A 24,367-nucleotide genomic window follows, 5' to 3' on the forward strand; every position below is an offset into this window, starting at 1 on the left:
ATGCGTAAATTCCTGACGATTCTGGCCGTGGTCATCGTTGTCATCGCCATCGGCGTGGGCGTTTCCCGCTGGCTCAGCGACGACACCCCCGACACCGGGAGCAGCTCCGACGATTCTGGTATCGCAGAACCCCCGGAGCAGCCCGACTGGTGCCCCGCAGTGCAAGTCATTGCGGCGCCGGGCACGTGGGAGTCCTCCGCGGACGACGACCCCCTCAACCCGCAGGCGAACCCATACTCCTTCATGCTGTCTATCACCCAGCCCCTGCAGGAGCGGTACGCCGGCCAGAACGTCACGGTATGGACGCTGCCGTACACCGCCGAATTCAAAAACATCGACGGCGGGCTCGGGCAGATGAGCTACGACGACTCCCGCCAGGAAGGCGTGGAGAAAACCAACGCTGAACTGGCGTACGTCCACGGCCAGTGCCCGGCCACCAAATTCATCTTGACCGGTTTCTCCCAGGGCGCGGTCCTGCTCGGCGACATCACCAGCGACATCGGCAACGGCCGCGGCGTGGTGCCCGCTGATGCCATCCTGGGCACGGCGCTTATTGCCGACGGCCGCCGCCTGCCCACCGAAGGCCAGCTGCCTGAAGGGCACGTGGAGCTGACCGGCATCGGTGCGGAGATCACCCTGCACCCGCTGAACGCCCTCATCCAGCCAATCGTGCCCGGCGCCACGATGCGCGGCGTCCGCGACGGCGGCTTCGGCAGCCTCGACGCCGCCACGTTCCAGATCTGCGCCGCCGACGACACCATCTGCGACGCCCCAGAAAACGTGAGCAGCGCCATCGAACGCGTGCGCTCCATGATCGACGCCAACGGCATCCACGCCCAATACGCCACGAACCCCAACGTCATCGCAGGCACGACGGCTAATCAGTGGGTCGTCGACTGGGCTTCTGGGCTTATCGACGGCGCGGTGGCGCGCTAGCGCACCCCCGCGTTAGTTTTGGACACCTAGTTTTGTGCAGTAACACGCTACACTTATGGGCCGATAGACCCAGCAGTTAACGCTACGAGCCGGAACCCCGGCGAAGAACCAGGAGTTTTTATGGATATTGCAGCAGCGCTGAAGCAGTTCTACAACGAAAAAGGTGAAATCCAACTCGCCCCACAGCTCACGCTGGCTGGCCTGGCCGAGTTGCTCTACCAGGCCGACTTCGCCCAGGGTGGCGGGCAGCGCCACGTCTTGCGCTTCTGGGACTTCTCCGAAGGGGAGGGCACCCCGCGCGATTTCACCCGCACCGAAGTGAACACGCGCATCAAGGCTGTGGCAGCGCGCCTGCAGCAGGTCGCCACGATTGGTGACCGCGCCGCGATCCTAGCCGGCAACTCGCCGGAGTACCTCTTCGCTTTCCTGGGCGCCCTGTACGCCGGCGTTGTCCCGGTTCCGTTGTATGACCCGAACGAGCCTGGCCATGCGGACCACCTCAAGGCCGTGTTCAACGATTCGGAGCCGAAGGTCGTGCTCACGAACTCCGCGTCGGCGGCGTCGGTGCGCGCCTACTTCGCGGATCTGCCGGGCCGCGAGCGTCCGCGCGTACTCTCCGTGGATTCGCTGCCAGATTCTTTGGCGGCGTCGTGGGTGAACCCGGCGATGACCCTGGCCGGCCAGCAGCTGGCCGCCACCGCGCAGACCCAGCCGGTGGATTCGACCGCGTTCCTGCAATACACCTCCGGTTCCACCCGCACCCCGGCGGGCGTGGCGCTGACCAACCGTTCCATCCTGACCAACGTCCTGCAGATCTTCCAGGGCGCCCGCCTGAAGATGCCGCTGCGCCTGGTGTCCTGGCTGCCACTGCACCACGACATGGGCATTATCCTGGCGGCGTTCGTCACGCTGCTCGGCGTGGAGCATGAACTGTTTACCCCGCGCGACTTCATCCAGCGCCCGTCGCGGTGGACCAACCTGATCGCCCGCCGCGGCGACGAGGACGTGGCCACCTACGCCGTCATCCCGAACTTTGCCCTCGAGTTGGCGGCCCGCTACGGCAAGCCGGAGGAGGGCCAGGACTTCTCGAACGTGGACGGTGTCATCGTCGGCTCAGAGCCGGTCACCCGCCCGGCGTTGGAAAACTTCCTGGAGATCTTCGGCGCCCACGGGCTGAAGCGTGAGGTCGTGCGCCCGTCGTACGGCTTGGCGGAGGCGTCGCTGCTGGTGACCACCCCGCAGACTGCGGAGCGCCCATTCTTCCGTTCCTTCGACCGCGCGGCCCTGGCTGAGGGGCGCGCCGTCGTCGTCGAGGATGGCGCGGACAATGGCGTGGTCTTCGTGTCCAACGGCCAGGTTGTCCCGAACCAGACGCTGGTCGTCGTGGACCCAGAGACCCGCGCCGAGGTCGAAGACGGCACCATCGGTGAGCTGTGGGCGCACGGCCAGAACATGGCCGCCGGCTACCTGAACCGCCCGGAGGAAACCGCCGCGACCTTCGCCAACACCCTGGCCTCCCGCCTGCCGGAGGGCTCCCACGCGGGCACCGCCCCGGACGAGGGGTGGATGGCCACAGGCGACTTGGGCACCATCGTCGACGGCCACACCTACATCACCGGCCGCCTCAAGGACCTGATCGTTATTGCCGGCCGTAACCACTACCCGCAAGACATTGAGGTCACGGTGGGCCAGGCCACGGACCACGTGAACCCTGTCGCGATTGCGGCTTTCTCGGTGGAAGGTGATGACGTCGAGAAGCTCATCATCTTGGCCGAGCGCGCTGATAACGCCGACCCCGCCGGCGACGATACAGCCATTGAGACAATTCGCGGTGCCGTTAATGCTGCACACGGTGTAGCACCGGCGGACATCCGGATTCTGGGTGCTGGTGAGATTGCGCGTTCTTCCTCGGCGAAGATTGCGCGCCGGGTAGCTCGTAAGAATTACTTGGAACAGTAACCATTGAAGAAATCAGCCCACCGTCTTTGAGCACAGCCCCCGCGCTGGCTTAGACTGGTGGGCTGAACTGTGCTTTATATATAAGGAGAGTGGTCGACGGTGGCCGAGTCGGGAAAGATGTCTGTGCCGGAGCTGCGGGAATGGATCCGCGCGTGGATTATTGACGTCACGGGTCTTCCCGAGGCCGAGGTCACGGACGATAAGCCAATGGAATCCTTCGGGCTGTCGTCCCGGGACGTCGTGATCCTGTCCGGCGAGTTGGAGAACCTGCTGGGCGTGCACCTGGACGCCACCATCGCCTACGAGTACCCCACGATCAAGGCGCTGGCTACCCGACTGATTGAAGGGGAGCCGGAGCGCACTCTCGCTTCTCGACGTCTGCCTGACCGCCTGCGGACCTCAGGCACAGACAACATCGCGGACCACGACATCGCCATCGTCGGCATGTCCACTCGTTTCCCCGGTGCCGGGGACTTGGATGAGATGTGGGATCTTCTGGTCACCGGCCGCACCGAGGTGGGCGAGCCGCCGATTGGCCGCTGGTCGGAGTACGCGTCCGACGAGGTCATGTCCGCCAAGATGGCTAACCAGAACTTGACCGGCGGCTACCTGCACGACATCGCCTCCTTCGATGCCGAATTCTTCGGCTTGTCCCCGGTTGAGGCCACGAATATGGACCCGCAGCAGCGCCTGGTGCTGGAGTTGGCGTGGGAAGCTCTCGAGGATGCCGGTGTTCCGGCCAATGAACTGCGCGGCGAGTCCGTGGGCGTGTTCATCGGTTCCTCGAACAATGACTACGGCATGCTCATCTCCGGCGACCCCGCCGAGGCCCACCCGTACGCGCTGACCGGTACGTCGTCGGCCGTGATCCCGAACCGTGTGTCCTACGTCTTCGACTTCCGCGGCCCGTCCGTGAACGTGGATACCGCGTGCTCCTCCTCGCTGGTGGCGGTCCACCAGGCGGTGCGCGCGCTTCGCGACGGCGACGCCGACGTCGCCCTGGCCGGCGGCGTCAACATCCTGGCCAGCCCCTTCGTGTCCACCGCCTTCGGGGAGCTCGGCGTGTTTTCCCCGACCGGTGCCATCCACGCGTTTTCCGATGACGCCGACGGCTTCGTCCGCTCCGACGGCGCCGGCCTCCTGGTGCTCAAACGCGTGTCGGATGCCCGCGCCGCCGGCGATAACATCGTCGCCGTCATCAAGGGTTCGGCCGTGAACTCCGACGGCCACTCCAACGGCCTGACCGCCCCGAACCCCGACGCGCAGGTGGACGTCCTGCAGCGCGCATACCTGGACGCCGGCGTTGACCCGCTGGACGTGGATTACATCGAAGCCCACGGCACCGGCACCATCCTGGGCGACCCCATCGAGGCCACCGCCCTCGGCGCCGTCCTGGGCCGCGGCCGGGAGAACGCGAAGCCAACCCTGCTGGGATCCGCGAAATCAAACTTTGGGCACTCCGAATCAGCCGCCGGCGCCGCCGGCCTGATCAAGGTTGCGTTGGCGATGCGCCACGCCACCATCCCGCCCTCCATCAACTACGCGGGCCCCAACCGCTACATAGACTTCGACGCCGAACACTTGGAAATCGTCGAGGACCCACGCGAGTGGCCCGAATACTCCGGCCGCAAGGTCGCTGGCGTCTCCGGTTTCGGTTTCGGCGGCACGAACGCGCACGTGGTCGTAGCCGAATACGTGGCCGAAGACTACGACATCCCCGTCAACGAGCAACCAGCGCAGCTGCCAGGGGAGACCGCCACACTCGCGGTCAGTGGTTTGCTGCCGTCGCGGCGTCGTAAAGCAGCTGCCATGGTGGCCGACTACCTCGAAGCCCACCCCGACACCGACCTCATCGCCCTAGAGCGCACGCTGGCCGGGCGCAACCACGGGCGCTCGCGCGCGGTCGTGCAGGCAGCCACCCACGAAGACGCGCTCAAGCGCATGCGCCAAGTCGCCGACGGCGTGAAATCCGTGGGCATCTTCGCCGCCGATTCGCCCGCAGCTCAGGGCCCGGTCTTCGTGTACTCCGGCTTCGGCTCTCAGCACCGAAAGATGGCCAAGGACCTGATGGCGGACTCGCCGCTGTTCGCCGCCCGGATGCGCGAACTCGACGAGATCGTGGACTTCGAATCCGGCTGGTCCATGATCGAACTCATCGAGGACGACTCCCAGACCTACAACACCGAAACCGCGCAGGTCACCATCACCGCGATCCAGATTGCGCTAACCGACGTCCTCGCGGCCGCCGGCGCCACACCCGCAGCCGTGACCGCCATGTCCATGGGCGAAATCGCCGCCGCCTACGCCGCCGGCGGTTTGAGCGCGCAGGATGCGATGCTCGTGGCCTGCCACCGCGCCCGCCTCATGGGCGAAGGTGAACAATCCCTGTCCGAAGACCAGCAGGGCGCGATGGCCGTGGTGGAATGCGCCGACTTCGAGGCAGAGATCGCGGCCGTGCCGGAATACGAAGGCATCGAGCCCGCCGTGTACACGTCCGCTGCGATGCTCACGGTCGGTGGGCCACGCGGTCCCGTCGAGAAGCTCGTCGCCGACCTCGAGGAAGCCGGCAAGTTCGCCCGCCTCCTCAACGTCAAGGGCGCCGGCCACACCTCCATGCTCGACCCGATCATGGGCGAACTCGCCGGCGAAATCGCAGGTATCGAGGCCCGCCCGCTGCACACCCCGCTGTTTAGCTCCGTGGATCGGGGCCGCGTCTACGAGGCCGGCGAAACCGTCCACGACGCCGACTACTTCCTGCGGTGTACCCGTCAGCAGGTGTACTTCGTGGACGCCATCGAAGCGTGCTTCGCCAACGGCTACATGACGTTCGTCGAGGTCTCCCCGCACACCATCGCGCTGATGGGCATGATGCCCACCGCGTTTGCCGTCGGCAAGTCCGACGCCCAACTCCTGTACACCCTCAAGCGCAAGGAACCCGCCGCCGACTCGCTGCGCACCTTACTCGGCCAGCTGTATGCCCAAGGCCAGCCCATCGACCTGGGATTCATCCACGGCGCCGGCGCACACACCGACCTGCCGCACACCCCGTGGGACCGCCGCCACTACTGGACTGCCGCCCGCCCCAACTCCGGGGCCGCCACCGGCATGCCGGGCGTGCGCGTCACGCTTCCCGACGGCACCATCGCCTTCTCCATGAAGGCCGAAGAAGCACCGTCCGGGCTGGCAGTCGTGGAAGCAGCGGTACGCGCCGTTGACGCCGACGCCACCCTCGCCGCCGCCGAAGAACGCGGCGTCCTGCCTGCCGAAGGCACCCTGACCACGCTGGTCACCCGCAACCTCGGCGGCTTGAGCGTAGCCGTCCACGCCCTCGAACCGGCAAAACTGATCGCCGAAGGCTTCGCCTCCACCCTGGGCGGCGGTGCCGTAGCGACCCCGGGCGTACAGGAGGTGGCGCCTTCGGCACCCCTGACCGCGGCCGAGGCCGAAACCGCCGGCCTTGACGTCGAAGCCCGGCATTGGGACCCCGAATCCGGCGAATCTGTCGAAGACCGCCTGCGCGCCATCGTCTCCGAATCGATGGGCTACGCAGTCGACGACCTGCCGCTGGAACTCCCGCTCATCGACCTGGGCCTGGACTCCCTGATGGGCATGCGGATCAAGAACCGCATCGAAAACGACTTCCAAATCCCGCCGCTGCAGGTGCAGGCACTACGCGACGCCTCCGTCGCCGACGTCATCACCATGGTCGAGGACCTCGTCGCCGGCCGGGAACCCGTTGCCGCGGCCGCGCCGGCCGCACCGGAGAAGACCGAATCCACCGTCACCGGCGGCGTGGGCGTAGCCCCGCGCGACGCCTCCGAACGCATGGTCTTCGGCACGTGGGCCGGCATCACCGGCGCCGCGCTAGCCGGCGTGACCACGCCGCTTCCTCACGTTGAGGAGGAGGTCCGGGAGGACGTCGCAAAGCGGTTGAGTGAGCGCTCCGGCGCCGAGATTACCGCCGCTGACGTCGCCTCCGCCGAAACGCTGGCCGAGCTCGCCGACCTGGTACGCGAAGGCCTCGAAGACGAAGTCGACGGCAACGTCCGCGTCCTGCGCCCCCGCCCCGAAGGATCGCAGCGCCCGGCCGTGATCATGTTCCACCCGGCCGGCGGCTCGTCCGTGGTCTACCAGCCACTCATGCGCCGCCTGCCCGACGACGTCCCCGTCTACGGCATCGAACGCCGCGAAGGCTCCCTAGAGGAACGCGCCGCCGCGTACCTCGACGACGTCCGCGAGATCGCCGGCGACCACCCCGTCATCCTTGGCGGCTGGTCCTTCGGCGGTGCCCTAGCCTACGAAGTCGCACACCAGTTGCAAGGCTCCGACGTCGACGTGGCCGCCATCGCACTGCTGGACACCGTCCAGCCCGCCAACCCCGCCCCGGACACCCCCGAGGAGACGAAGAAGCGGTGGGAACGCTACGCAGCGTTCGCCAAGAAGACCTACGGCCTGGACTTCCCCGTCCCGTTCGAACTACTCGAGACCGCCGGCGAAGAAGCCCTGCTGGGCATGCTCGCCGAATTCCTGGCCACCACCGACGCCTCCGAACACGGCCTCGCCGCCGGCGTCCTGGAACACCAGCGCGCCAGCTTCGTGGACAACCGCATCCTGGACAAGCTCGACTTCGCCCGCTGGGCCGACGTCGACGTGCCGGTGATTCTGTTCCGCGCCGAGCGCATGCACGACGGCGCCATCGAACTCGAGCCCGCCTACGCGCACGTCAACCTGGACGGCGGCTGGGGTGTCATCGTCCGCGACCTGGAGATTGTGCAGTTGCACGGCGACCACCTGGCGATCGTCGACGAGCCAGAAATCGGTACGGTGGGTGCAGTGCTGCAACGCCGCATCGAGCAGATTGAAGGAAAGTAATGGCAACCACCGCCGAAAAACTACAAGACCTGCAGGCCCGCCTAGAGAAAGCACAAGATCCGGGCTCCGAACGCTCACGCGCTAAACGCGACGCGGCCGGCCATACCACACCTCGCCAGCGGATTGCCGCGCTTCTCGACGAAGGCTCCTTCGTCGAAATCGGGGCGCTCGGCAAAACGCCCGGCGACCCCGACGCCATCTACTCCGACGGCGTCGTGACCGGGTACGGGCGCGTCGACGGGCGGCCCGTCGCCGTGTACGCGCACGACAAGACCGTCTACGGCGGATCCGTCGGCGTGACCTTCGGCCGCAAGGTCGTCGAAGTCATGGACATGGCAATTAAGGTGGGCTGCCCGGTCATCGGCATCCAGGATTCCGGCGGCGCCCGCATCCAGGACGCGGTGACCTCGCTGGCCATATACTCCGAGATCGCCCGCCGCCAGCTGCCCCTGTCCGGGCGGACCCCACAGATCTCGATCATGCTGGGCAAGTGCGCCGGCGGCGCCGTATACGCGCCCGTGACCACCGACTTCGTGATCGCGGTGGAGGACCAGACGGAAATGTACGTCACCGGCCCCGCCGTGATCAAAGAAGTCACGGGTGAGGACATCACGTCCGCCGAACTGGGCGGCGCGCGCCAGCAGGAATTGGCCGGCAACATTTCGGCGGTCGTCGCCAGTGAAGACGAGGCCTTCGAATACACCCGCGAACTGCTCGGCCACCTGCCGACCACCTGCTTCGACCCCGCGCCCGTGGCACCCGCGCCCACCGACGAGGAGGTCGCCGACGACGCCGCGCTGGACAGCTTCATGCCCGACGACTCCAACGCCGGCTACGACATGCTCGACCTGCTCGCCCAACTCGGCGACGACCCCGAACTCCTCGAAGTACAAGAAAACTACGGCGCCAACCTGATCTGCGCCTTCGGGCGTATCGACGGCCGCACCGTCGGCTTCGTAGCCAACCAGCCCATGGTGTACGCCGGCTGCATCGACGCCGACGCCGCCGACAAGGGCGCCCGCTTCATCCGCACCTGCGACGCCTACAACATCCCCCTGGTCTTCGTCGTGGACACCCCCGGCTACCTGCCCGGCGTGGAACAGGAACGCCAGGGCCTGATCCACCGCGGCGCGAAACTCGCGTTCGCCCTGGTCGAGGCCACGGTCCCGAAGGTCACGCTCATCGTGCGCAAAGCCTACGGCGGCGCGTACGCGGTCATGGGCTCCAAGAACCTGACCGGCGACATCAACCTGGCGTGGCCGACCGCCCAGATCGCGGTCATGGGCTCCGCGGCGGCCGTCGTGATGATCCAGGGCAAACAGATCGCCGCCGCCCCCGAGGACCAGCGCCCGGCGATGAAGAAAATGTTCATGGACTTCTACGACCAGAACATGACCAGCCCTTACGTCGCCGCCGAACGCGGCTTCATCGACGCGATGATTCAACCACGCGACACGCGCCTAGCGCTGCGCCGTGCCCTCCGGCAACTCGCGGACAAGCAGGAACGCGACCTGCCGAAGAAGCACACGATCGCCCCGCTTTAAAGCTCGCGTCGGAGGGTCTCCTCTGACACAGTCGACGCGGCTATAAGCCGTTCCAGCTCACGCTGCTGCGCCGCGGAGAACCGCAGGCTGGGGTCCTGCTTGCGGCGCATCAGGTCGAGGGCCTGGACGCGGATGCGCTGCTCGACGGTCATCTTCGAACGCCCACGCAGCCACGCGACCGTCACCACCAGGATCAGGAAGAGGCCCAGGTAGCCCAGCAGCGGGTACACGAACCCGATAAGTTTCTGGAATCCGATGAAACTCAACACGAACCCGATCACACACGCGGCGGCGAACGTGGGGTAGAAGCGCTTGGGGGAACGCTTGGTCAGCCGCTTGCCCAGGGCGTAGAACATGGAGATCGCGGTGTTGAAGATCATGCCGTAGATTGCCACCGCCATGAGCCACCCGAGGACCGGGTTGATCTCGTTGATCAGTGTTAGGGCGGGCATGTCGTCCCCGTTGACCAGCTCGACTTCGAAGAAGAGGCCGACGGCCAGCAGCAGGAGCAGAATCAGGTAGATGAGGCCGCCGAGCAGGCCACCCCACCCGGCAACCTTCGAATCCAGGAACGTGCCGCCGATGACGATCGCCATCGACGCCGCCACGATCACGTTGAAGCCGGTGTAGTTCAGCGCGGAGATCCACCAGTTCGGCAGGGTGGTGTTGACCTCATGGGACGCCACGTTCAGCGAGGCGATGTCCGCGCTGGCGGTGATGATCGCGTAGCCGCAGGCGATGACGATGAATATGAAAATAAACGGTGTCATTGCGCCGATAACGTAGGTGACGCGGTCGACGTCGAGAAGCCCAGCGACGAGCACGAGCACCAACATCAGCCCGCCACCAATCCACGTGGACAGCCCGAACTGCTGGTTCAGGTTCGCACCCGCGCCGGCAAACATGATGAAACCGACGGCGAACAGGGTGATCGTGGTGGAAATGTCCAGGATCAGGGAGACGGTGCGCCCCGAAATCGAACTCAGCACGGAGAGGTGCTCACGCGCCTGGTAGTAGCTGCCCAGCTGCATGAGGGACACGCCGGCGATGATCATCACTATCGACGACACCACCGCCCCGGACAGCCCCCACGAACCGAACGCCACGAAGTACTGCATCGTCTCCTGGCCAGACGCGAACCCGGCACCGATAATGATGCCCACAAACGCCATCCCGATACTAATAACCTGTCGAATCATTTCACACCTCCAAAGAATTTTGTTCATCATAGACCAGCGGAAGTGTGAGAGCAACCACATGTTTAGTGCTACCTAGGTAACGTTGGGGCCGGGTAGTCCGATACAGTGGCTAGAGTTCAACAATCGACTACAGGAGGGAACGCATGCTCAGCATCGCACTTGACCTAGGAACCGAAATCGTCAACTGGGTCTTCATGCTCGTGAACCTTGTCGCGAACGGATTGTCCTCGGCCCTCTAAGCCGACACCTAAAACCCGCCTCCGGGCGGGATTTTTTATGCCTTCTTGCGCAACAGCAGGCGCCACGCGAAAAGCAGCAACGCCGACATGACCGAAGCAACCAGGATGAACGACCAGTGCGGAACAGCACTGTGGCGGATCCCCCAGATCGCCAGGCCCGTGCCCACGGTAATCAGCCACACGGCCACGCCAGCAGGCTTGAGCTTCAGGGCGTTCCAGTCCACGGCGATGAGCACGATGTAGGCCAACCCCACGCCGAGCAAGAATGGCCAGTAGGTGGACCACCAGGCGGGGACGGTCAAGGGCATGTCGTCGGAGCGGTGCGCCACGCGCGCCAGGAAGGCGAAGAGGGCGATGGCGACGGCGTCGTAGGCAAGAGGGAGTAGTTTCATGCGCCTTACTCTACCCGCTTCACCTGCCCGATCAGGAAGAGCAGCCACCCGACGGCTGTCACGCCGACGAAGCTGATGAGCCGGAAAATGATCACGGCGGCGAGGACTTCATTCATGGGAAGTTCCGCAAGGGGGACGAGCATGGAGGTTAAGGCGACGTCGACAGGCCCCAACCCGCCGGGGGTGACCTGCACCTGCCCGACCAGTTTCGCGCCCAGGAACGCCAACGCCACACCGGCGATGGCAGGTTCGCCGCCGACGGCGCGGATGCACAGCCACAGGCAGGCCATCTCGGTAATCCAGTTCGCCACCGACCAGCCCAGCGCCAACCCCACGCGGCGCAGCGGCACGTCCACCGCCGACAACTGGGAGGTCAGGGAGTGCACGGAATCGACCCACCGGTCCGGGTCCGCCTTGGTGACGCGGTTCCACCAGCGCACGACCGCCAGGGCAGCGGCCTCCACGCGCTGCGGATTGTGGGCCAGCCACGACACCAGCCACAGGGTAGCAACCAGGCCGAGCAGGGAGAACGCGATGGTAGCAGGCTGGATTTTCGCCCCGTAGAAGAACACCGCCGGCAGGGCCAGGAGCGCCATACCCGCCCCGGCCAGCACGCCGGAGACCACGAGGTACCAGGAGGCGACTACCGACGACGCCCCCCACTTCAGCTGCTCCCGGAAAATCATCGCCGCCGAGACCGCCGGCCCGCCGGGCAGGGAAGCGGACCAGGCGTTCGCTTCCCAGCCCAACAGGTTGGCCCGCGCCCGGGGGACGTCGACGCCAGTGGCGCGCAGCAGCACCACCATCACTTCTGCTTGGCAGAACATGGTGATAACGGCGACGGCGCACGCGCCGAGGATGTACCACGGGTTGGCGTCGGCGACGTGGCGGAGGCCGTCGCGAAGATAGTCGCCGTTGGTGGCCACGACCCCCACGAGGAACGCGATGAGCACAGCGATTGCTGCCCACCGCACCCACGGCTTTGCGACGAACCTCCGGACCGAATCCAGCATTAGTCCCTTTCAGCCGGCGGCAGTTGGCCGCGCTCCCGGTACTCGAGTTCGGCCATGAGCTGGCTGAACGGGATGAGGTCCTGGTCCTCCTCGGTGGTGCGTCCGCCGCGGACGGCTTCGTCTTCGTCGATGACGGTGGCCTGCTCGGCGGGAATGGCCGCGTGGTCGTAGACGACGTACGTTTCGGCCTCGGCCTCGGCGGGGGCGGAGGCAGGCTCGGGTTCGTGGTGGCCGAGTACAGCGTAGGCCTTCTTCACCCAGCGTGGTGCCCACCAGTTGTCTTCGCGCAGCAGGTGCATGACGGCGGGGACCAGCAGCATGCGGATGACGGTGGCGTCGAGGAAGAGCGCGGCGATCATGCCGAAGGCGATGTACTTCATCATGACGATGTCCGAGAACCCGAACGCCCCGGCGACCACGATCATGATCAGCGCCGCGGCGGTGATGATGCTGCCGGTGTGGGCGGTGCCGTCCTTGATGGCGTCGTCGGTGGAGGCACCCCGATCGCGGGCTTCCACCATGCGGGAGACCAGGAAGACCTCGTAGTCGGTGGACAGCCCGTAGACGATCGCGATGATGAGCACGAGGACTGGGCTCATGAGCGGGCCGGCGGTGAAGTTGAACAGGCCGGCGCCCACGCCGTCGACGAACAGGAGCGTCAGGATTCCCAGCGTTGCACCCAACCCCAGGATCGACATGATCACGGCCTTCGCCGGCAGAATCAGCGAGCCGAAGACTAAGGCCATGAGGATGAACGTGGCGACCACGATGTAGAGCGCCATCCACGGCAGCGTCCCGAGGAGTGCTTCGATGGATTCGACTTCCATCGCCGGGGTGCCCGCGATGTAGACGTTCACGCCCTCCGGCGGGGTGATCTGGCGCAGTTGGTCGATCACGGACTCGTTGAGCGAGCGGTCTTCGATGCCGGCGGACAGGACGGTGGTGCCGTCCTTTGTGGCCTGCGACGGGGAGAACCGTCCCGTCAGGCCTTCCACCTGGTTGGCTTGCTGGTACACGTCCACCAGCTGTTGGTTTGTGGCGCCTGTGACTACCAGCTTGATTGGTTCGGTGCGGAATTCGGGGAAGGAGTCGTCGAAAAGCGACTGTGCTTGGCGCGTCTCATTGTCCGGCGGCAGGTAGGTTTCGTTGATGCCGCCGAATTTGATGCCGACCAGCGGCAGGGTCAGGCCGATGAGCACCAGCGCCACACCCGCGGTGACCACCTTCGCGTGCCGCATCGCCCAGGCGGGGACGCGGTACCAGATCGTGTCCTCCAGGCGGCGGGCGGTGCGCGCGGTGCGGCGGACGGACCACGTGTCGATGCGCGGGCCGATCATGCCGAAGATCGCGGGCAGCACCGTCACCGACAGCAGCGCAGCCAGGCCGACGGCGGCGATTGCCCCGTAGGCCACCGACTTCAGGAAGGCCTGCGGGAAGATCATGAGGCCGGACAGGGCGACGGCGACCATCGCCGCAGAGAACACCACCGTCTTGCCGGCGGTCGCGGTCGTGGTGGCCACCGCTTGGGGGACGGCCTCGCCCTTATCCATCTCTTCACGGAAGCGCGACACCATGAACAGGCCGTAGTCGATGGCCAGGCCCAGGCCCAGCAGCGTGACCACGGACTGGGCGAACACGTTGACCTGCGCCACCCCGGCCAACAGTGACAGGATTCCCAGGGAACCCAGGATCGACAGGATGCCCACGATCAAGGGCATCGCCGCCGCCACGACGGACCCGAAGACGAACAGTAACAGGACCGCCACCAGCGGTAACGCCACCAGTTCGGCGCGCTGGATGTCGCGGGCCATGCCCTCGTCGAGGGCGTCGGCAACGGCGGTCGCGCCCGCAACGTGCGCGGTCACGCCTTCGGGCAGGTCTTGGGAGTGCAGGGAATCTTCGATGGCGCGGAAGTCGCGCAAGGTCTGTTCCCCGTCGCCGGCCAGGCCGATCGCGGCGAAAGCGCGCGTCCCGTCCTGTGTGAGCAGCTTCGCGTTGCGTGTATCAAAGTAGCTGGTCACGTGGGCGATCTCGGCCGGGTGCTCGGCCTTGAGGGCGGATAGTTCGTCGGCGATCGCGGTGAAGCGCGCCGGGTCGCTCAGTGGGCCGGAGGTGGATTCGTAGACCACCACGACGTCGCCACTGTTGTCGCGCCCGAACGTCTCCAGTTCGATCTGCGCGCCGATCGTGGAGTCGGCACCGGGGTCTTCCCACCCTTCCTGGCTGAGCCGATTGCCCAGCTGGGTGCCCCATATGCCGTAGAGGGCCACGATGATCGCGACCACCACGATGGGAATAATCCGTCGGTGACGGTAGGAAAAGTGCCCCCATTTTTCAAACATGGTTCTCCTTCATGCTTTACGACGCCCTTACGGAGGGGCGTCGAGAAGCAAAAAATTAGTCCAGCAGTGCTGACAGCGGGCGGAACGGTTGCAGCCAGGCACCCTCGTCGGGCAGGTTGTCCAGGTTGATGCGCGGCAGCGGCTCGCGGAAGACGCCGGGGATGTCCTCCAGGTCCACGAATTCGATGGTGGGATCTGCGACTGCCCAGGCGGCATGCTCGTGGAAGCCGAGCACCGTCACCGGGATATCCTGGCTGGCCAGGGTCTGGATCGTGGAGTGGAAATTCTGGCCGTCGGCGCTTGCGACGACCACTCCGGTCAGCCCGCCTTCTTCGAAGCGGCGGCGGATGTGGGCCACCATGTCCGGGTCCACGTCCGAATCTTCGCTGAGCTTCGGCTTTGCGAACACCGCGAAACCCACGTTACGCAGCGCCTCCACCCACGAGCGGATCGATTCCGCCCCGCCCGGGGTGACGTTGGTAAAGACCGTGGCCTCCGGCTCTACCGGCGTGCCCACCTGGTCGGCGCGCGCAGCGGCACGGCCTACCAGCCAGCGGCCCACCGCGTCGAAGCGGGGACGAAATGTGGCGTTCGGGCGCCCGCCCAGGATCGCCCCCAGGCCCATGTCTAGGTTTGGGGCGTCCCACACGAGCAGGAGGTTCTTCGCTGCATGCTCCTCCCCGAGGCGCGGCGTATGCGGGTGGCCGGCCTCGGCGGAGTAGTTGTGCATCGTTGCGTGAATATCGCTCATAGTTAAAGGCCTTGTATTAAATAGGAAATAGAGACTTCCCTACGAGCATACTTTGTACACGGCGATTATTTCTTCTCCCACAGGAATTCTGTAATGGTGTGATCCAGGTCCAGGCCGCGGCCTTCGAACTTGGTGATGACCTGCCGGTCCGTCAGAATCGGGCAGTCCGGCCAGTCCGCCACCGAGCCGCGGAATTCCAGGGCAGGTTCCACGTTCACGAGCTCTGAAATCCACTCGGCGTAGTCGGCGTGGTCGGTGGCCACGTGCAGGACGCCACCCTTCTTCAGGCGGCTGGCAATAAGGTTGAGGGGCCCGGATTGGATGATGCGTCGCTTGTGGTGGCGGGCCTTCGGCCACGGGTCGGGGAAGAAGATGCGCACGCCGTCCAGCGACTCGGGCGCGATCATGCGGTTGAGCACCTCGATGCCGTCGCCGCGGACCATGCGCACGTTATCGGAACCCTGGCGCAGCAAGGCTCCCATGAGTTTGGCCAGGCCCGGCTTGTAAATCTCGACCGCGATCACGTTGGTGTCCGCCTCGAGCGGTGCCATGGCGGCGGTGGAGGTGCCGGTGCCGGAACCAATTTCGACGATCGTCTTTTCGGCGTCGCGGCCGAACCAGGCGGGGACGTCGATAAGCTGATCTTCGACCAGGCGGCCCCACTGTGGCCACCACGTCTCCCACATTTCCTCCTGGTTAGGGGTCAGGGTGCCGCGGCGGAAGGACATGGAGCCGAGGCGCGGGTAGTCGAGCCCGTCGTTGAATTCGGATTGCAGGGGGCGGCCGTGGGGAAGTTCGCCCACTCCGCGGGTGTTGTCAGTACTCATCGCTGCTTATTGTTCCCTGCTACCCTAGGTGGAGACAACTCGAGGGGGAAAGAGTGCTTATCGACGACTGGCTCGCCCAGCACACCACAAACACCGACGTCACGCGCGCGCTGGCCGCCGCGCGTTCCGACCTGCGCGGCCCGCTCCGCGTAGGAGCCTGCACCCTGGACGGCCCCGCCCCATGCGCGGCCGCCCCGGTGCACGTCACCTGGCCGGTCCTGGGCACGGGAACCGGCATTGACCTGTGCTTTATCATCCACGCCGGGCGTTTGCCCGCGGCGGCCGCCGCCCGGTTACGCGCGCCGGTCCCCGGGCCGGTGCTACACGTCGTGGACTCCGCGGCCGCGATCACGCCCGACCTTATCGACTCGCTGCGCCCCGCCGTGGACCAGGCCCGCGAAGCCATGCTGGCCGCCCAGTGCGAGGCCCTGGCCTACCGGTTCCCGGCCGCGCGCGGACTGGCGGCGTTCACCGCCCCGAGGCCGGTCGGGCCGACGCGCACCGTCGTGGTGACCGGCCCGCCCGACGCGCCCGTCGCCGAGGTGGCGGAGTCGCTGCGCGGGGTAGTGGTCGTCGCCGATGTTCCCGACCCCGACTGCGTCATCGCCGTCGCCCCGCCGGGCGGCTGGGACGGCGCGGAACTCGCGGACCTGCCCCGACCCCTGGTCTCCACCGCGCCCGGGCCTTCCGACGTCACCTTCTGCCCCGTCGAGCGCCTCCCAACCTGGCTACCCGACTACCTGGCCCGCGAAGCCCCGCGAGCACCCGCTGTGCCCGCCCGGGCGTGGCGCCACGCAGCCCGCACGCTGACCACCTGGTCTGCGGCCGCCGTCCCCGCGCCCGGGTGGGGTGCCGTCGTGTGCCACGCCCCCGTCCAGAGTGGCGTCGCGCTCGCCCTGGGTCTGTTGGCGTGTGCCGTCATCGGCACGTGGTGGGCGCCCGCCGTCGGAACGCTCGTCGGTGGGGCGCGGTGGTGGATGGTCTACCGGGCCGCCCGCGCCGAACTCCACGCTCACCTGCGCGACACCGCCCTCCTGCAGCCGGGGCCCGCCGTCGAATGGCTGCGCCACAACGCCACCAAAGCCGCCACCTATATATAAGGACAATCATGGACTTCCTCGACCACTTCACCGAATTCGCAGATTTTTCCGGCGACCTGGAGCACGACGCCTCCGACTCCTTGGCCCTGACCACCTCCGATGGCCTGACCCTGTTCTCCGACTTGGACGGCGACGGTATCGCTGACCATGCCGTTCACATCGACGCCGATGGCAACACCACCGAGTTCCGCACACCCACCACCTGGATCACCCCCGAATTGGGGCAGTAGGGGCCCGATTTCGGACACATAGACCACAGCCGGGTGCGTGGCTGTTTATCCGCAACCTGCATTTTCCCCATCTCCTGTGACCGCCGACACGTGGGTAGTTTTCACACTTTGTTTAACAAATAGATAATCTCGAGTGTGAAGAAGCCTTTTGCTGCACCCTCGACAACAGGAGATGTACATGACCTCTGGCATTAAAGGACTCGTAGGCGAAGCTCCTACTCAGAACCAGGAAATGCTTTCCTGGATCGCAGAATCCGTAGAACTCTTCCAACCAGAGCGGGTCGTATTTGCTGACGGTTCCGACGAAGAATGGGAGCGCCTGACCTCCGAACTCGTCGAGGCCGGAACGCTCATCAAACTCAACGAGGAAAAGCGCCCGAACAGCTTCCTCGCCCGTTCCAACCCATCCGACGTCGCCCGCGTCGAATCCCGCACCTTCATCTGCTCCGAAAAAGAAGAAGACGCAGGCCCCACCAACAACTGGGCCCCACCTGCGGCGATGAAGGAAGAAATGCTGGAGCACTTCCGCGGCTCCATGCGTGGACGCACCATGTACGTCGTCCCATTCTGCATGGGCCCAATCAGCGACCCTGACCCCAAGCTGGGCATCCAGCTCACCGACTCCGCTTACGTAGTGCTGTCGATGCGCATCATGACCCGCATGGGCGCCGAGGCCCTCGACAAGATCGGGCCAAACGGCGATTACGTCCACTGCCTCCACTCCGTCGGCGCACCACTGGAACCAGGCGAAGAAGACGTCCCATGGCCATGCAACGACACCAAGTACATCACCCAGTTCCCGGAAACCAAGGAAATCTGGTCCTTCGGCTCCGGCTACGGCGGCAACGCCATCCTGGCGAAGAAGTGCTACGCGCTGCGCATCGCCTCCGTCATGGGCCGCGAGGAAGGCTGGATGGCTGAGCACATGCTCATCCTGAAGCTCACCTCCCCAGAGGGCAAGGTCTACCACGTGACCGGCGCCTTCCCATCCGCCTGCGGCAAGACCAACCTCGCGATGATCACCCCGACCATCGACGGCTGGTCCGCGGAAGTCGTCGGCGACGACATCGCCTGGCTGACCCTCCGCGAAGATGGCCTCTACGCCGTCAACCCCGAAAACGGCTTCTTCGGCGTCGCGCCGGGCACCGACTACAAGTCCAACCCGATCGCCATGAAGACCATGGAGCCAGGCAACACCCTGTTCACCAACGTTGCGCTCACCGACGACGGCGACGTCTGGTGGGAAGGCATGGGTGAAGCCCCCGACCACCTCATCGACTGGAAGGGCCGCGACTGGACCCCGGACTCTGACGAGAAGGCCGCCCACCCGAACTCCCGCTACTGCGTCGCAATCTCCCAGTGCCCAACCGCAGCCCCAGAGTTCGACGACCCACGCGGCGTGAAGATCGACGCCATCCTCTTCGGCGGACGTCGCCCGGACACCGTCCCGCTGGTCACCGAGGCGAACAGCTGGGAACACGGCACCATGATCGGCGCCCTCTTGGCTTCCGGCCAGACGGCCGCCGCCGAGGGCACGGTCGGCGCGCTGCGCCACGACCCGATGGCGATGCTGCCGTTCATCGGCTACAACGCCGGCGAGTACCTGCAGAACTGGATCGACATGGGTGAGAAGGGCGGCAACAAGCTGCCGAAGATTTACCTGGTCAACTGGTTCCGCCGCGGCGACGACGGCCGCTTCCTGTGGCCTGGCTTCGGCGAGAACTCCCGCATCCTGAAGTGGATCGTGGACCGCATCGAGGGCAAGGTTGGCGCAGAGGAGACCATCGTCGGTCAGACGGCCCGCGCCGAGGACCTAGACCTGGACGGTCTGGACACCCCGATCGAGGACGTGCGCGAGGCTCTGTCTGCGCCGGCGTCCGACTGGTCGAACGAGGTCGACGACAATTCCGCATGGCTGACCTTCTTGGGCCCACGTGTTCCGCAGGAAGTGTGGAGCCAGTTCGAGGAACTGAAGAAGCGCATCGCCGCAGCAAGCTAGCTAGCGTTGGCGTTTACTGACCCCCGCTCCGTGCGGGGGTTTCCTGCGTTTGCGTACGCGTAAGGGGAGATCCACACGGTTCCGTCGGCGGTGCGTTCGATGTAGCCGCGGCCGTTGCCGAGGCGGGCGTCGTCGTTAATGCTGTTGTGGTATTCGCATAGTTTGACCAGGTTTTTCATGTTGGTGTCGCCGCCGTCTTTCCATGCTGTGATGTGGTGGACTTGGCAAAAGTCGGCGCCTTTGTTGCAGTCTGGCCAGGCGCAGGTGGGGTTTTCGGCGGCGGCCATTTCCCGTTGTTTGTCGCTGGCGAACCGGGAGAGTCGGTACAGGTTGACGGGCCCTTGTTCGGGGTGGGCGAGCATGAGGTAGCCGCGGTCGGCGAGCACGCGGTTGACGTAGTCGGCGCCGGTGATGGTGGCGCCGTTGGTCAGGCGGATGGTGATTTCTTCGCCGTCGCCGTCGATGATTTGGTCCAGTTCATCCAGGGTCAGGACGGCTGTGGTGGTGGTGGGTTGGCGGGAGAGGTTGCCGTCGAAAAGCTTCTCGACGTCATCGTAATCATGGATATGCGCCCGCAAGTCATGGATTGTGGCGTTGTCGCCGGTGATAGTCATGGAGGCCATGCCGTCGGAGTAGTGCTTTGTGGTGACCTCCGGGGTGCGTGCTGGCGGCGGTTCGAGGGCCTCGCGGCGGGTGCGGATGTGCGCGTACATCTTCGTGGCGTCCGGTTCCATGCGGCAGAGTTCCTCGCGGACTTGCCACGCGTGGAGTTCTTTCTTGAAGTTTGCGCCGGCGATGATCGCCAGGGTTGCTAGCGTGTGCCCGTTTTTGCGCGCGGAGGCGAGGCAGCGTTGTTGGTAGCGGCTAAAGCGGGTGCGTTTGAAGAAGACTTCGTGGCCTTTGGTCAGGGTGGTGATCCAGGTGGTCGGCAGGCCGAGCGCTTTCAAATAATCCTTGTTGGCGGCGGCTTCGAAGAGGGCTAAGGGCTGTGTGAGGGGTGTAAAAATATCCATACCGTTGACGCTAACCACTTTTGCCAGCGCGCGTCGGCGGGGCGGCGAAAACCTGTGGATAATGGTACGAACAGGGTAGTTATCCACAGGCTTGCTAGAGTTGGTGCCTATGACGACCCCCGAAATTTTTCGCCAGGACGCCGCCGAACTCCTGCCTGAACTGCAAGAATTCCGCCGCGACCTGCACCGCAACCCTGAACTCGGTAATAACCTGCCCCGGACGCAGCAAAAAGTGCTCGACGCGCTCGAGGGGCTGCCGCTAGAGATTACGGTCGGCGAGAAAATCACGTCCGTGACCGCCGTGCTGCGTGGCGGAAAGTCCACCGGCGCATCCGTCCTGCTGCGCGGGGACATGGATGCGCTGGCCGTCCAGGAGGAGACGGACGAACCTTTCGCCTCCGAGATCGACGGCCTCATGCACGGGTGCGGCCACGACATGCACACAGCCGGACTGGTCGGGGCGGCGCGTCTGCTGTGCGCGCACCGCGACGAGCTCGCCGGCGACGTCATCTTCATGTTCCAGCCTGGCGAGGAGGGCCCCGGCGGCGCGGAGCCGATGATCCAGGAGGGTGTGCTGGAGGCGTCGGGTTCCCGCCCGATTGCCGCATACGCCCTGCACGTGGGCCCGCAGGACAAGGGCACCTTCCACTACATTGACGGGCCGGTGACGTCGGCGACGAACAACGTCACGATCACCGTCCACGGCGTGGGCGGGCACGCGTCGAACCCGTCGGCCGCCCTGGACCCGGTGACCATCGCCGCGGAGATCATCCTGGCCTTCCAGACCGGGATCACGCGTGGCTTGTCGGCGCTGCGTCCGGTGGTCATTTCGGTGACGAACCTGCGTTCCGGCGACGGCGCCTACAACGCCATCCCGCGCGAGGTGGTTATGGGGGCCTCGGTGCGGGTCCTGCACAACGAGGACGTGGACCTCGTCGAGGAGCGCATGCGCCGCATCGCCGAGGGTGTTGCTGCTGCCCACGGAGCCACGGTGACCGTGGACTTTGACCGCTTGTACCCGGCGGCGGCGACGGACCCGGCGGAGAATCAGTTCGCTGCCCGCCTCTTCGGCGAGATGTTCGGCGAGGAGTGCCTGCGCCCGCTGGACGTCCCGTACATGGGCTCGGAGGATTTCGGCTACGTGCTCAAGGAGATTCCGGGCACGTTCATGTTCTATGGCGCCGGCTACGAGCACATCCCGGAGTCGGAGCGCGAGTGGAACCATTCCCCGTACGCGAAGTTCGACGATTCCGTCCTGGGCGACCAGGCCGCGGCGTTGGCAGCGGTGGCGTTTGAGCGTCTAAAGCACAATCAGTAGCACGGCCACCGAGCACAGCAGCAGCAGGGGCACGTCGCGCATGCCCACCTGCCGGGGCGTGATTTTCTCGCCGGCGCGCTGCTGCTTGGGGTAGTACCAGGCGCGCCACAGTGCCCATACCATCGCAATCGTGCCGCTTATCGACGTCGCCAGCACCGCACACATCACTGCCGCCACTGCGTGGTAGGCGATGGAGCCACGCCAGTAGGCGTCGTTGCGACGTTCGCGGATCATGGACTTCACGTAGGGGACGATGCCCGTGAAGTAGGCCGCGAGTAGGAAGGTGGCCTGGAAGGCTTCGCGGCCGAGGGGGAGGCCGGCGACCTGCATGAGGACGGGTAGGAGGAGGGCGGAGGCGATGGTCGTCGCGACGCCGGAGAGCGTGGAGCGGGCTCGGCCACGCAGTGTTTCCCACACGGCGATGGCCACGAGTGGCCCGAACCCGCACGCCCACCAGATCAACTCGGGTTGCAGGGCCAGGGCGGCGATGATCGCGACGAACGCGACGGCCCCGTACACGAGCACCGGCGGCAGGTAGTCGCGGCGGCGCGCCGCCGTGCGGGCGCGGGCGACCAGTCCGAAGGCGAAGAACGTGAAGTAGCCGAAGAACCACGACGCCATGATTGCCAGCCACGGCCACCCCACGGCTCCTTGCGCGACCACGACCACCGTGCCCAGGATTGCGGGGGTGACGAGCATCGCCCACGCCCCGTGTTGGTTCGGAACCCAGCCCTTCATAACTCCTACTTTCGTTTGACGACGAGGACTAGGTTACTCGTCAGGAATTCCCGCACACCCGGCACCCGTACCACCGGCCACGCCCACGACGGGTGGTAGCGCGGAAACGCAGCCACCACGTCGTAGTTGGAAGCCCAGCGGAGGCCGGCGGCGGCGGAGACGTCGAAAAGCGAAGTGCCGAACACGTTTTTTGGGTGGTGCCCGTGCTTGCGGGTGTACCGGTCGCGGGCGTACTCGCCGCCGAGGTAGTGCCACAGGCCGGTCTCGTGGCCGCCGAACGGGCCGAGCCACACCGTGTAACTCAGGACGACCAGGCCCCCGGGGCGGGTCACGCGCAGCATTTCCTCGCCCATCGCCCACGGCTTCGCGACGTGCTCCGCCACATTCGACGAATACGTCACATCAAACGCCTCGTCCCGGAACGGCAGCTCCAGCCCCGAACCGCGCACCGAAGCATGGCCCGTGATCCCGGCGGCGGCCATCTCCCCAACGTCCGGCTCCACCGACACGTACTCCGCCCCGCGCGCGGCGAACTCGGCGGCGAAGTACCCGGGCCCGCCGCCAACGTCGAGGACCCGGCCGAGGGGGACGGCGCAGTCGTCGCAGAGCGCGGCCACTAACTCGGCGGTGTCGGCGGCGAGGTGCCCGTAAAAACGGTCCGGGTCCGACTGCTCGAAACGGAAGTCGCTGAGCAGCCCGAACGCGCGGCGCAGCGTGGCAAAGCGGGCGGTGCGGGGAAGTTTGGCCATGCCCACCAGGCTACTAGGATGGGCAAAGATGAAAATTATTCTGTTGTGCTGGCGCGACACCGCACACCCGCAAGGCGGCGGCTCGGAACGCTACCTGGAGCGCGTCGGGGAGTACCTGGCACGGCAGGGCCACGAGGTGATCTTCCGGTCCGCGGCGTTCACCGACGCGAAACGCCAGCTGCAGCGCGGCGGCGTCACTTTCCAGCGCGCGGGCGGCAAGTACACGGTGTATCTGCGGGCGCTGGTGTCGTTGGCGGTGGGCCGGCTGCGGGGGGCGGACGTGGTCGTCGATACGCATAATGGGATCCCGTTTTTTGCGCGCCTGGCCACGCGGGCGCCGGTTGTGGTGCTCACGCACCATTGTCACAAGGAGCAGTGGCCGGTGGCGGGTCCGCTGCTGGGGCGGGTCGGGTGGTTTCTGGAGTCGCAGGTGGTCCCGCGCGTGTACCGGCGGGCGCGGTGGGTGACGGTCTCGCAGGCTAGCCGCGCCGAGCTGCCCGCGGTCCGCGACGTGACGGTGATCGGCAATGGGGTGGATCCGCTGCCTAACTTCCCGCGCCTGCCCAGTGATGGCCGCCGCCACCTGGTTACGTTGTCGCGTCTGGTGCCGCACAAGCAGATCGAGCACGCGATCGACGTGCTGGCACACCTGCCGGACGACGTGGTCCTCGATGTGATTGGTTCCGGCTGGTGGGCCGATGATCTGCGCGAATACGCGGCCCCGCTGAGTGATCGGGTGGTTTTCCACGGCCACGTTTCTGAATCGTTCAAGCACGCGTTGCTCGACCGCGCCGAACTCCACCTCATGCCGTCACGCAAGGAAGGCTGGGGGCTGGCGGTCACCGAAGCCGCGCAGCACGGCGTCCCCACCGTGGGTTACCGCAGCTCAGGCGGGTTGCAAGACTCAATCGACGACGGGGTCACCGGAGTGCTCGTGGACGTAGGTTCGCTTACCGACGCCGTCGTGAAGCTTCTTGACGACCCCACCCGCAGGAAACGCCTCGGCGCGGCGGCCAAGCAGAAGGCGGCCGGCATGTCGTGGAAGGAAACCGGCCGCGCTTGGGAGGAACTACTGCGTGACGTGCACGTGAATTCTTGGTAACGAACCCTGCGGACGGCCCGCAAACCGGATAGACACATAAGACG

18 protein-coding genes and 1 pseudogene are annotated in these 24,367 nt (G+C 65.9%); 9 read left to right on the forward strand and 10 right to left on the reverse strand.

Features of this window, described 5'->3' with window-relative positions; translation table 11 throughout:
* The 4 genes from ATK06_RS04410 to ATK06_RS04425 all read left to right on the forward strand — a co-directional run bounded on the left by ATK06_RS04410 (position 1) and on the right by ATK06_RS04425 (position 9,311).
* Positions 1-936 (forward strand): cutinase family protein, encoded by a 936-nt coding sequence (locus tag ATK06_RS04410; RefSeq protein WP_098388906.1) that lies wholly within the window; start codon positions 1-3, stop codon positions 934-936.
* A gap of 120 nt (positions 937-1,056) precedes the next feature.
* A complete protein-coding gene (locus ATK06_RS04415; protein WP_048381236.1) occupies positions 1,057-2,895 on the forward strand; it encodes a FadD32-like long-chain-fatty-acid--AMP ligase in 1,839 nt (612 codons plus the stop codon).
* A gap of 117 nt (positions 2,896-3,012) precedes the next feature.
* Positions 3,013-7,767, forward strand: coding sequence for a type I polyketide synthase (locus tag ATK06_RS04420; RefSeq protein WP_098389395.1), 4,755 nt, complete (start codon positions 3,013-3,015; stop codon positions 7,765-7,767).
* Positions 7,767-9,311 (forward strand): acyl-CoA carboxylase subunit beta, encoded by a 1,545-nt coding sequence (locus tag ATK06_RS04425; protein WP_098388907.1) that lies wholly within the window; start codon positions 7,767-7,769, stop codon positions 9,309-9,311. Before ATK06_RS04420 ends, ATK06_RS04425 begins: the two co-directional genes overlap by 1 nt.
* Here ATK06_RS04425 and ATK06_RS04430 read toward each other — a convergent pair.
* The 7 genes and pseudogenes from ATK06_RS04430 to ATK06_RS11050 all read right to left on the reverse strand — a co-directional run bounded on the left by ATK06_RS04430 (position 9,308) and on the right by ATK06_RS11050 (position 16,334).
* A complete protein-coding gene (locus ATK06_RS04430; protein WP_048381240.1) occupies positions 9,308-10,510 on the reverse strand; it encodes a YkvI family membrane protein in 1,203 nt (400 codons plus the stop codon). The genes ATK06_RS04425 and ATK06_RS04430 overlap by 4 nt on opposite strands.
* A 274-nt stretch (positions 10,511-10,784) precedes the next feature.
* A complete protein-coding gene (locus ATK06_RS04435) occupies positions 10,785-11,141 on the reverse strand; it encodes a DUF3054 domain-containing protein (RefSeq protein ID WP_048381241.1) in 357 nt (118 codons plus the stop codon).
* 5 nt (positions 11,142-11,146) lie between these two features.
* Entirely contained in the window at positions 11,147-12,154 is a 1,008-nt protein-coding gene (locus tag ATK06_RS04440) for a lysylphosphatidylglycerol synthase transmembrane domain-containing protein (protein ID WP_048381243.1), read from the reverse strand.
* 218 nt (positions 12,155-12,372) lie between these two features.
* Positions 12,373-14,496 (reverse strand): annotated as a pseudogene (locus tag ATK06_RS04445) (MMPL family transporter); the annotation flags it as partial.
* Between the two features lie 55 nt (positions 14,497-14,551).
* Positions 14,552-15,247 carry an NYN domain-containing protein gene (locus ATK06_RS04450; protein WP_048381246.1) on the reverse strand — a complete coding sequence of 232 codons (696 nt, stop codon included), beginning with the start codon at positions 15,245-15,247 and terminating at the stop codon, positions 14,552-14,554.
* 65 nt (positions 15,248-15,312) lie between these two features.
* Positions 15,313-16,074, reverse strand: a complete 762-nt coding sequence (gene trmB, locus ATK06_RS04455; RefSeq protein WP_048381247.1) for a tRNA (guanosine(46)-N7)-methyltransferase TrmB — start codon at positions 16,072-16,074, stop codon at positions 15,313-15,315.
* On the reverse strand, positions 16,071-16,334 hold the full coding sequence (locus ATK06_RS11050; protein ID WP_143341390.1) for a hypothetical protein: 264 nt from the start codon (positions 16,332-16,334) through the stop codon (positions 16,071-16,073). The genes trmB and ATK06_RS11050 overlap by 4 nt, the downstream gene beginning before the upstream one ends.
* Positions 16,335-16,583: 249 nt before the next feature.
* On the opposite strand from ATK06_RS11050, the gene ATK06_RS11055 reads away from it, so the two are divergent.
* The 3 genes from ATK06_RS11055 (at position 16,584) to ATK06_RS04470 (ending at position 19,403) form a co-directional block, all read left to right on the forward strand.
* Positions 16,584-17,174, forward strand: a complete 591-nt coding sequence (locus ATK06_RS11055; RefSeq protein ID WP_143341391.1) for a hypothetical protein — start codon at positions 16,584-16,586, stop codon at positions 17,172-17,174.
* A gap of 8 nt (positions 17,175-17,182) precedes the next feature.
* Entirely contained in the window at positions 17,183-17,404 is a 222-nt protein-coding gene (locus ATK06_RS04465; protein WP_048381249.1) for a hypothetical protein, read from the forward strand.
* Between the two features lie 178 nt (positions 17,405-17,582).
* The gene (locus ATK06_RS04470; RefSeq protein ID WP_098388908.1) at positions 17,583-19,403 is read left to right on the forward strand and encodes a phosphoenolpyruvate carboxykinase (GTP); all 1,821 of its coding nucleotides are present in this window, start codon (positions 17,583-17,585) and stop codon (positions 19,401-19,403) included.
* On the opposite strand, the gene ATK06_RS04475 is transcribed toward ATK06_RS04470, so the two are convergent.
* Complete coding sequence (locus ATK06_RS04475) at positions 19,400-20,416, reverse strand: HNH endonuclease signature motif containing protein (RefSeq protein WP_098388909.1); 1,017 nt, start codon at positions 20,414-20,416, stop codon at positions 19,400-19,402. The genes ATK06_RS04470 and ATK06_RS04475 overlap by 4 nt on opposite strands.
* 109 nt (positions 20,417-20,525) lie before the next feature.
* On the opposite strand from ATK06_RS04475, the gene ATK06_RS04480 reads away from it, so the two are divergent.
* Entirely contained in the window at positions 20,526-21,734 is a 1,209-nt protein-coding gene (locus ATK06_RS04480; RefSeq protein WP_048381250.1) for a M20 metallopeptidase family protein, read from the forward strand.
* Here the strand turns inward: ATK06_RS04480 and ATK06_RS04485 are convergent.
* Complete coding sequence (locus tag ATK06_RS04485) at positions 21,717-22,472, reverse strand: YwiC-like family protein (RefSeq protein ID WP_098388910.1); 756 nt, start codon at positions 22,470-22,472, stop codon at positions 21,717-21,719. The two genes, ATK06_RS04480 and ATK06_RS04485, sit on opposite strands and share 18 nt — an antisense overlap.
* A 5-nt stretch (positions 22,473-22,477) precedes the next feature.
* Positions 22,478-23,221 (reverse strand): class I SAM-dependent methyltransferase, encoded by a 744-nt coding sequence (locus tag ATK06_RS04490; RefSeq protein ID WP_048381255.1) that lies wholly within the window; start codon positions 23,219-23,221, stop codon positions 22,478-22,480.
* A gap of 28 nt (positions 23,222-23,249) precedes the next feature.
* Here ATK06_RS04490 and ATK06_RS04495 point away from each other — a divergent pair, with 28 nt between their 5' ends.
* Positions 23,250-24,323 carry a glycosyltransferase family 4 protein gene (locus tag ATK06_RS04495; RefSeq protein WP_048381257.1) on the forward strand — a complete coding sequence of 358 codons (1,074 nt, stop codon included), beginning with the start codon at positions 23,250-23,252 and terminating at the stop codon, positions 24,321-24,323.
* Positions 24,324-24,367 lie beyond the last annotated feature (44 nt).

Source organism: Corynebacterium renale (assembly GCF_002563965.1).
In the GTDB taxonomy this organism is placed as follows: Bacteria; Actinomycetota; Actinomycetes; order Mycobacteriales; family Mycobacteriaceae; genus Corynebacterium; species Corynebacterium renale.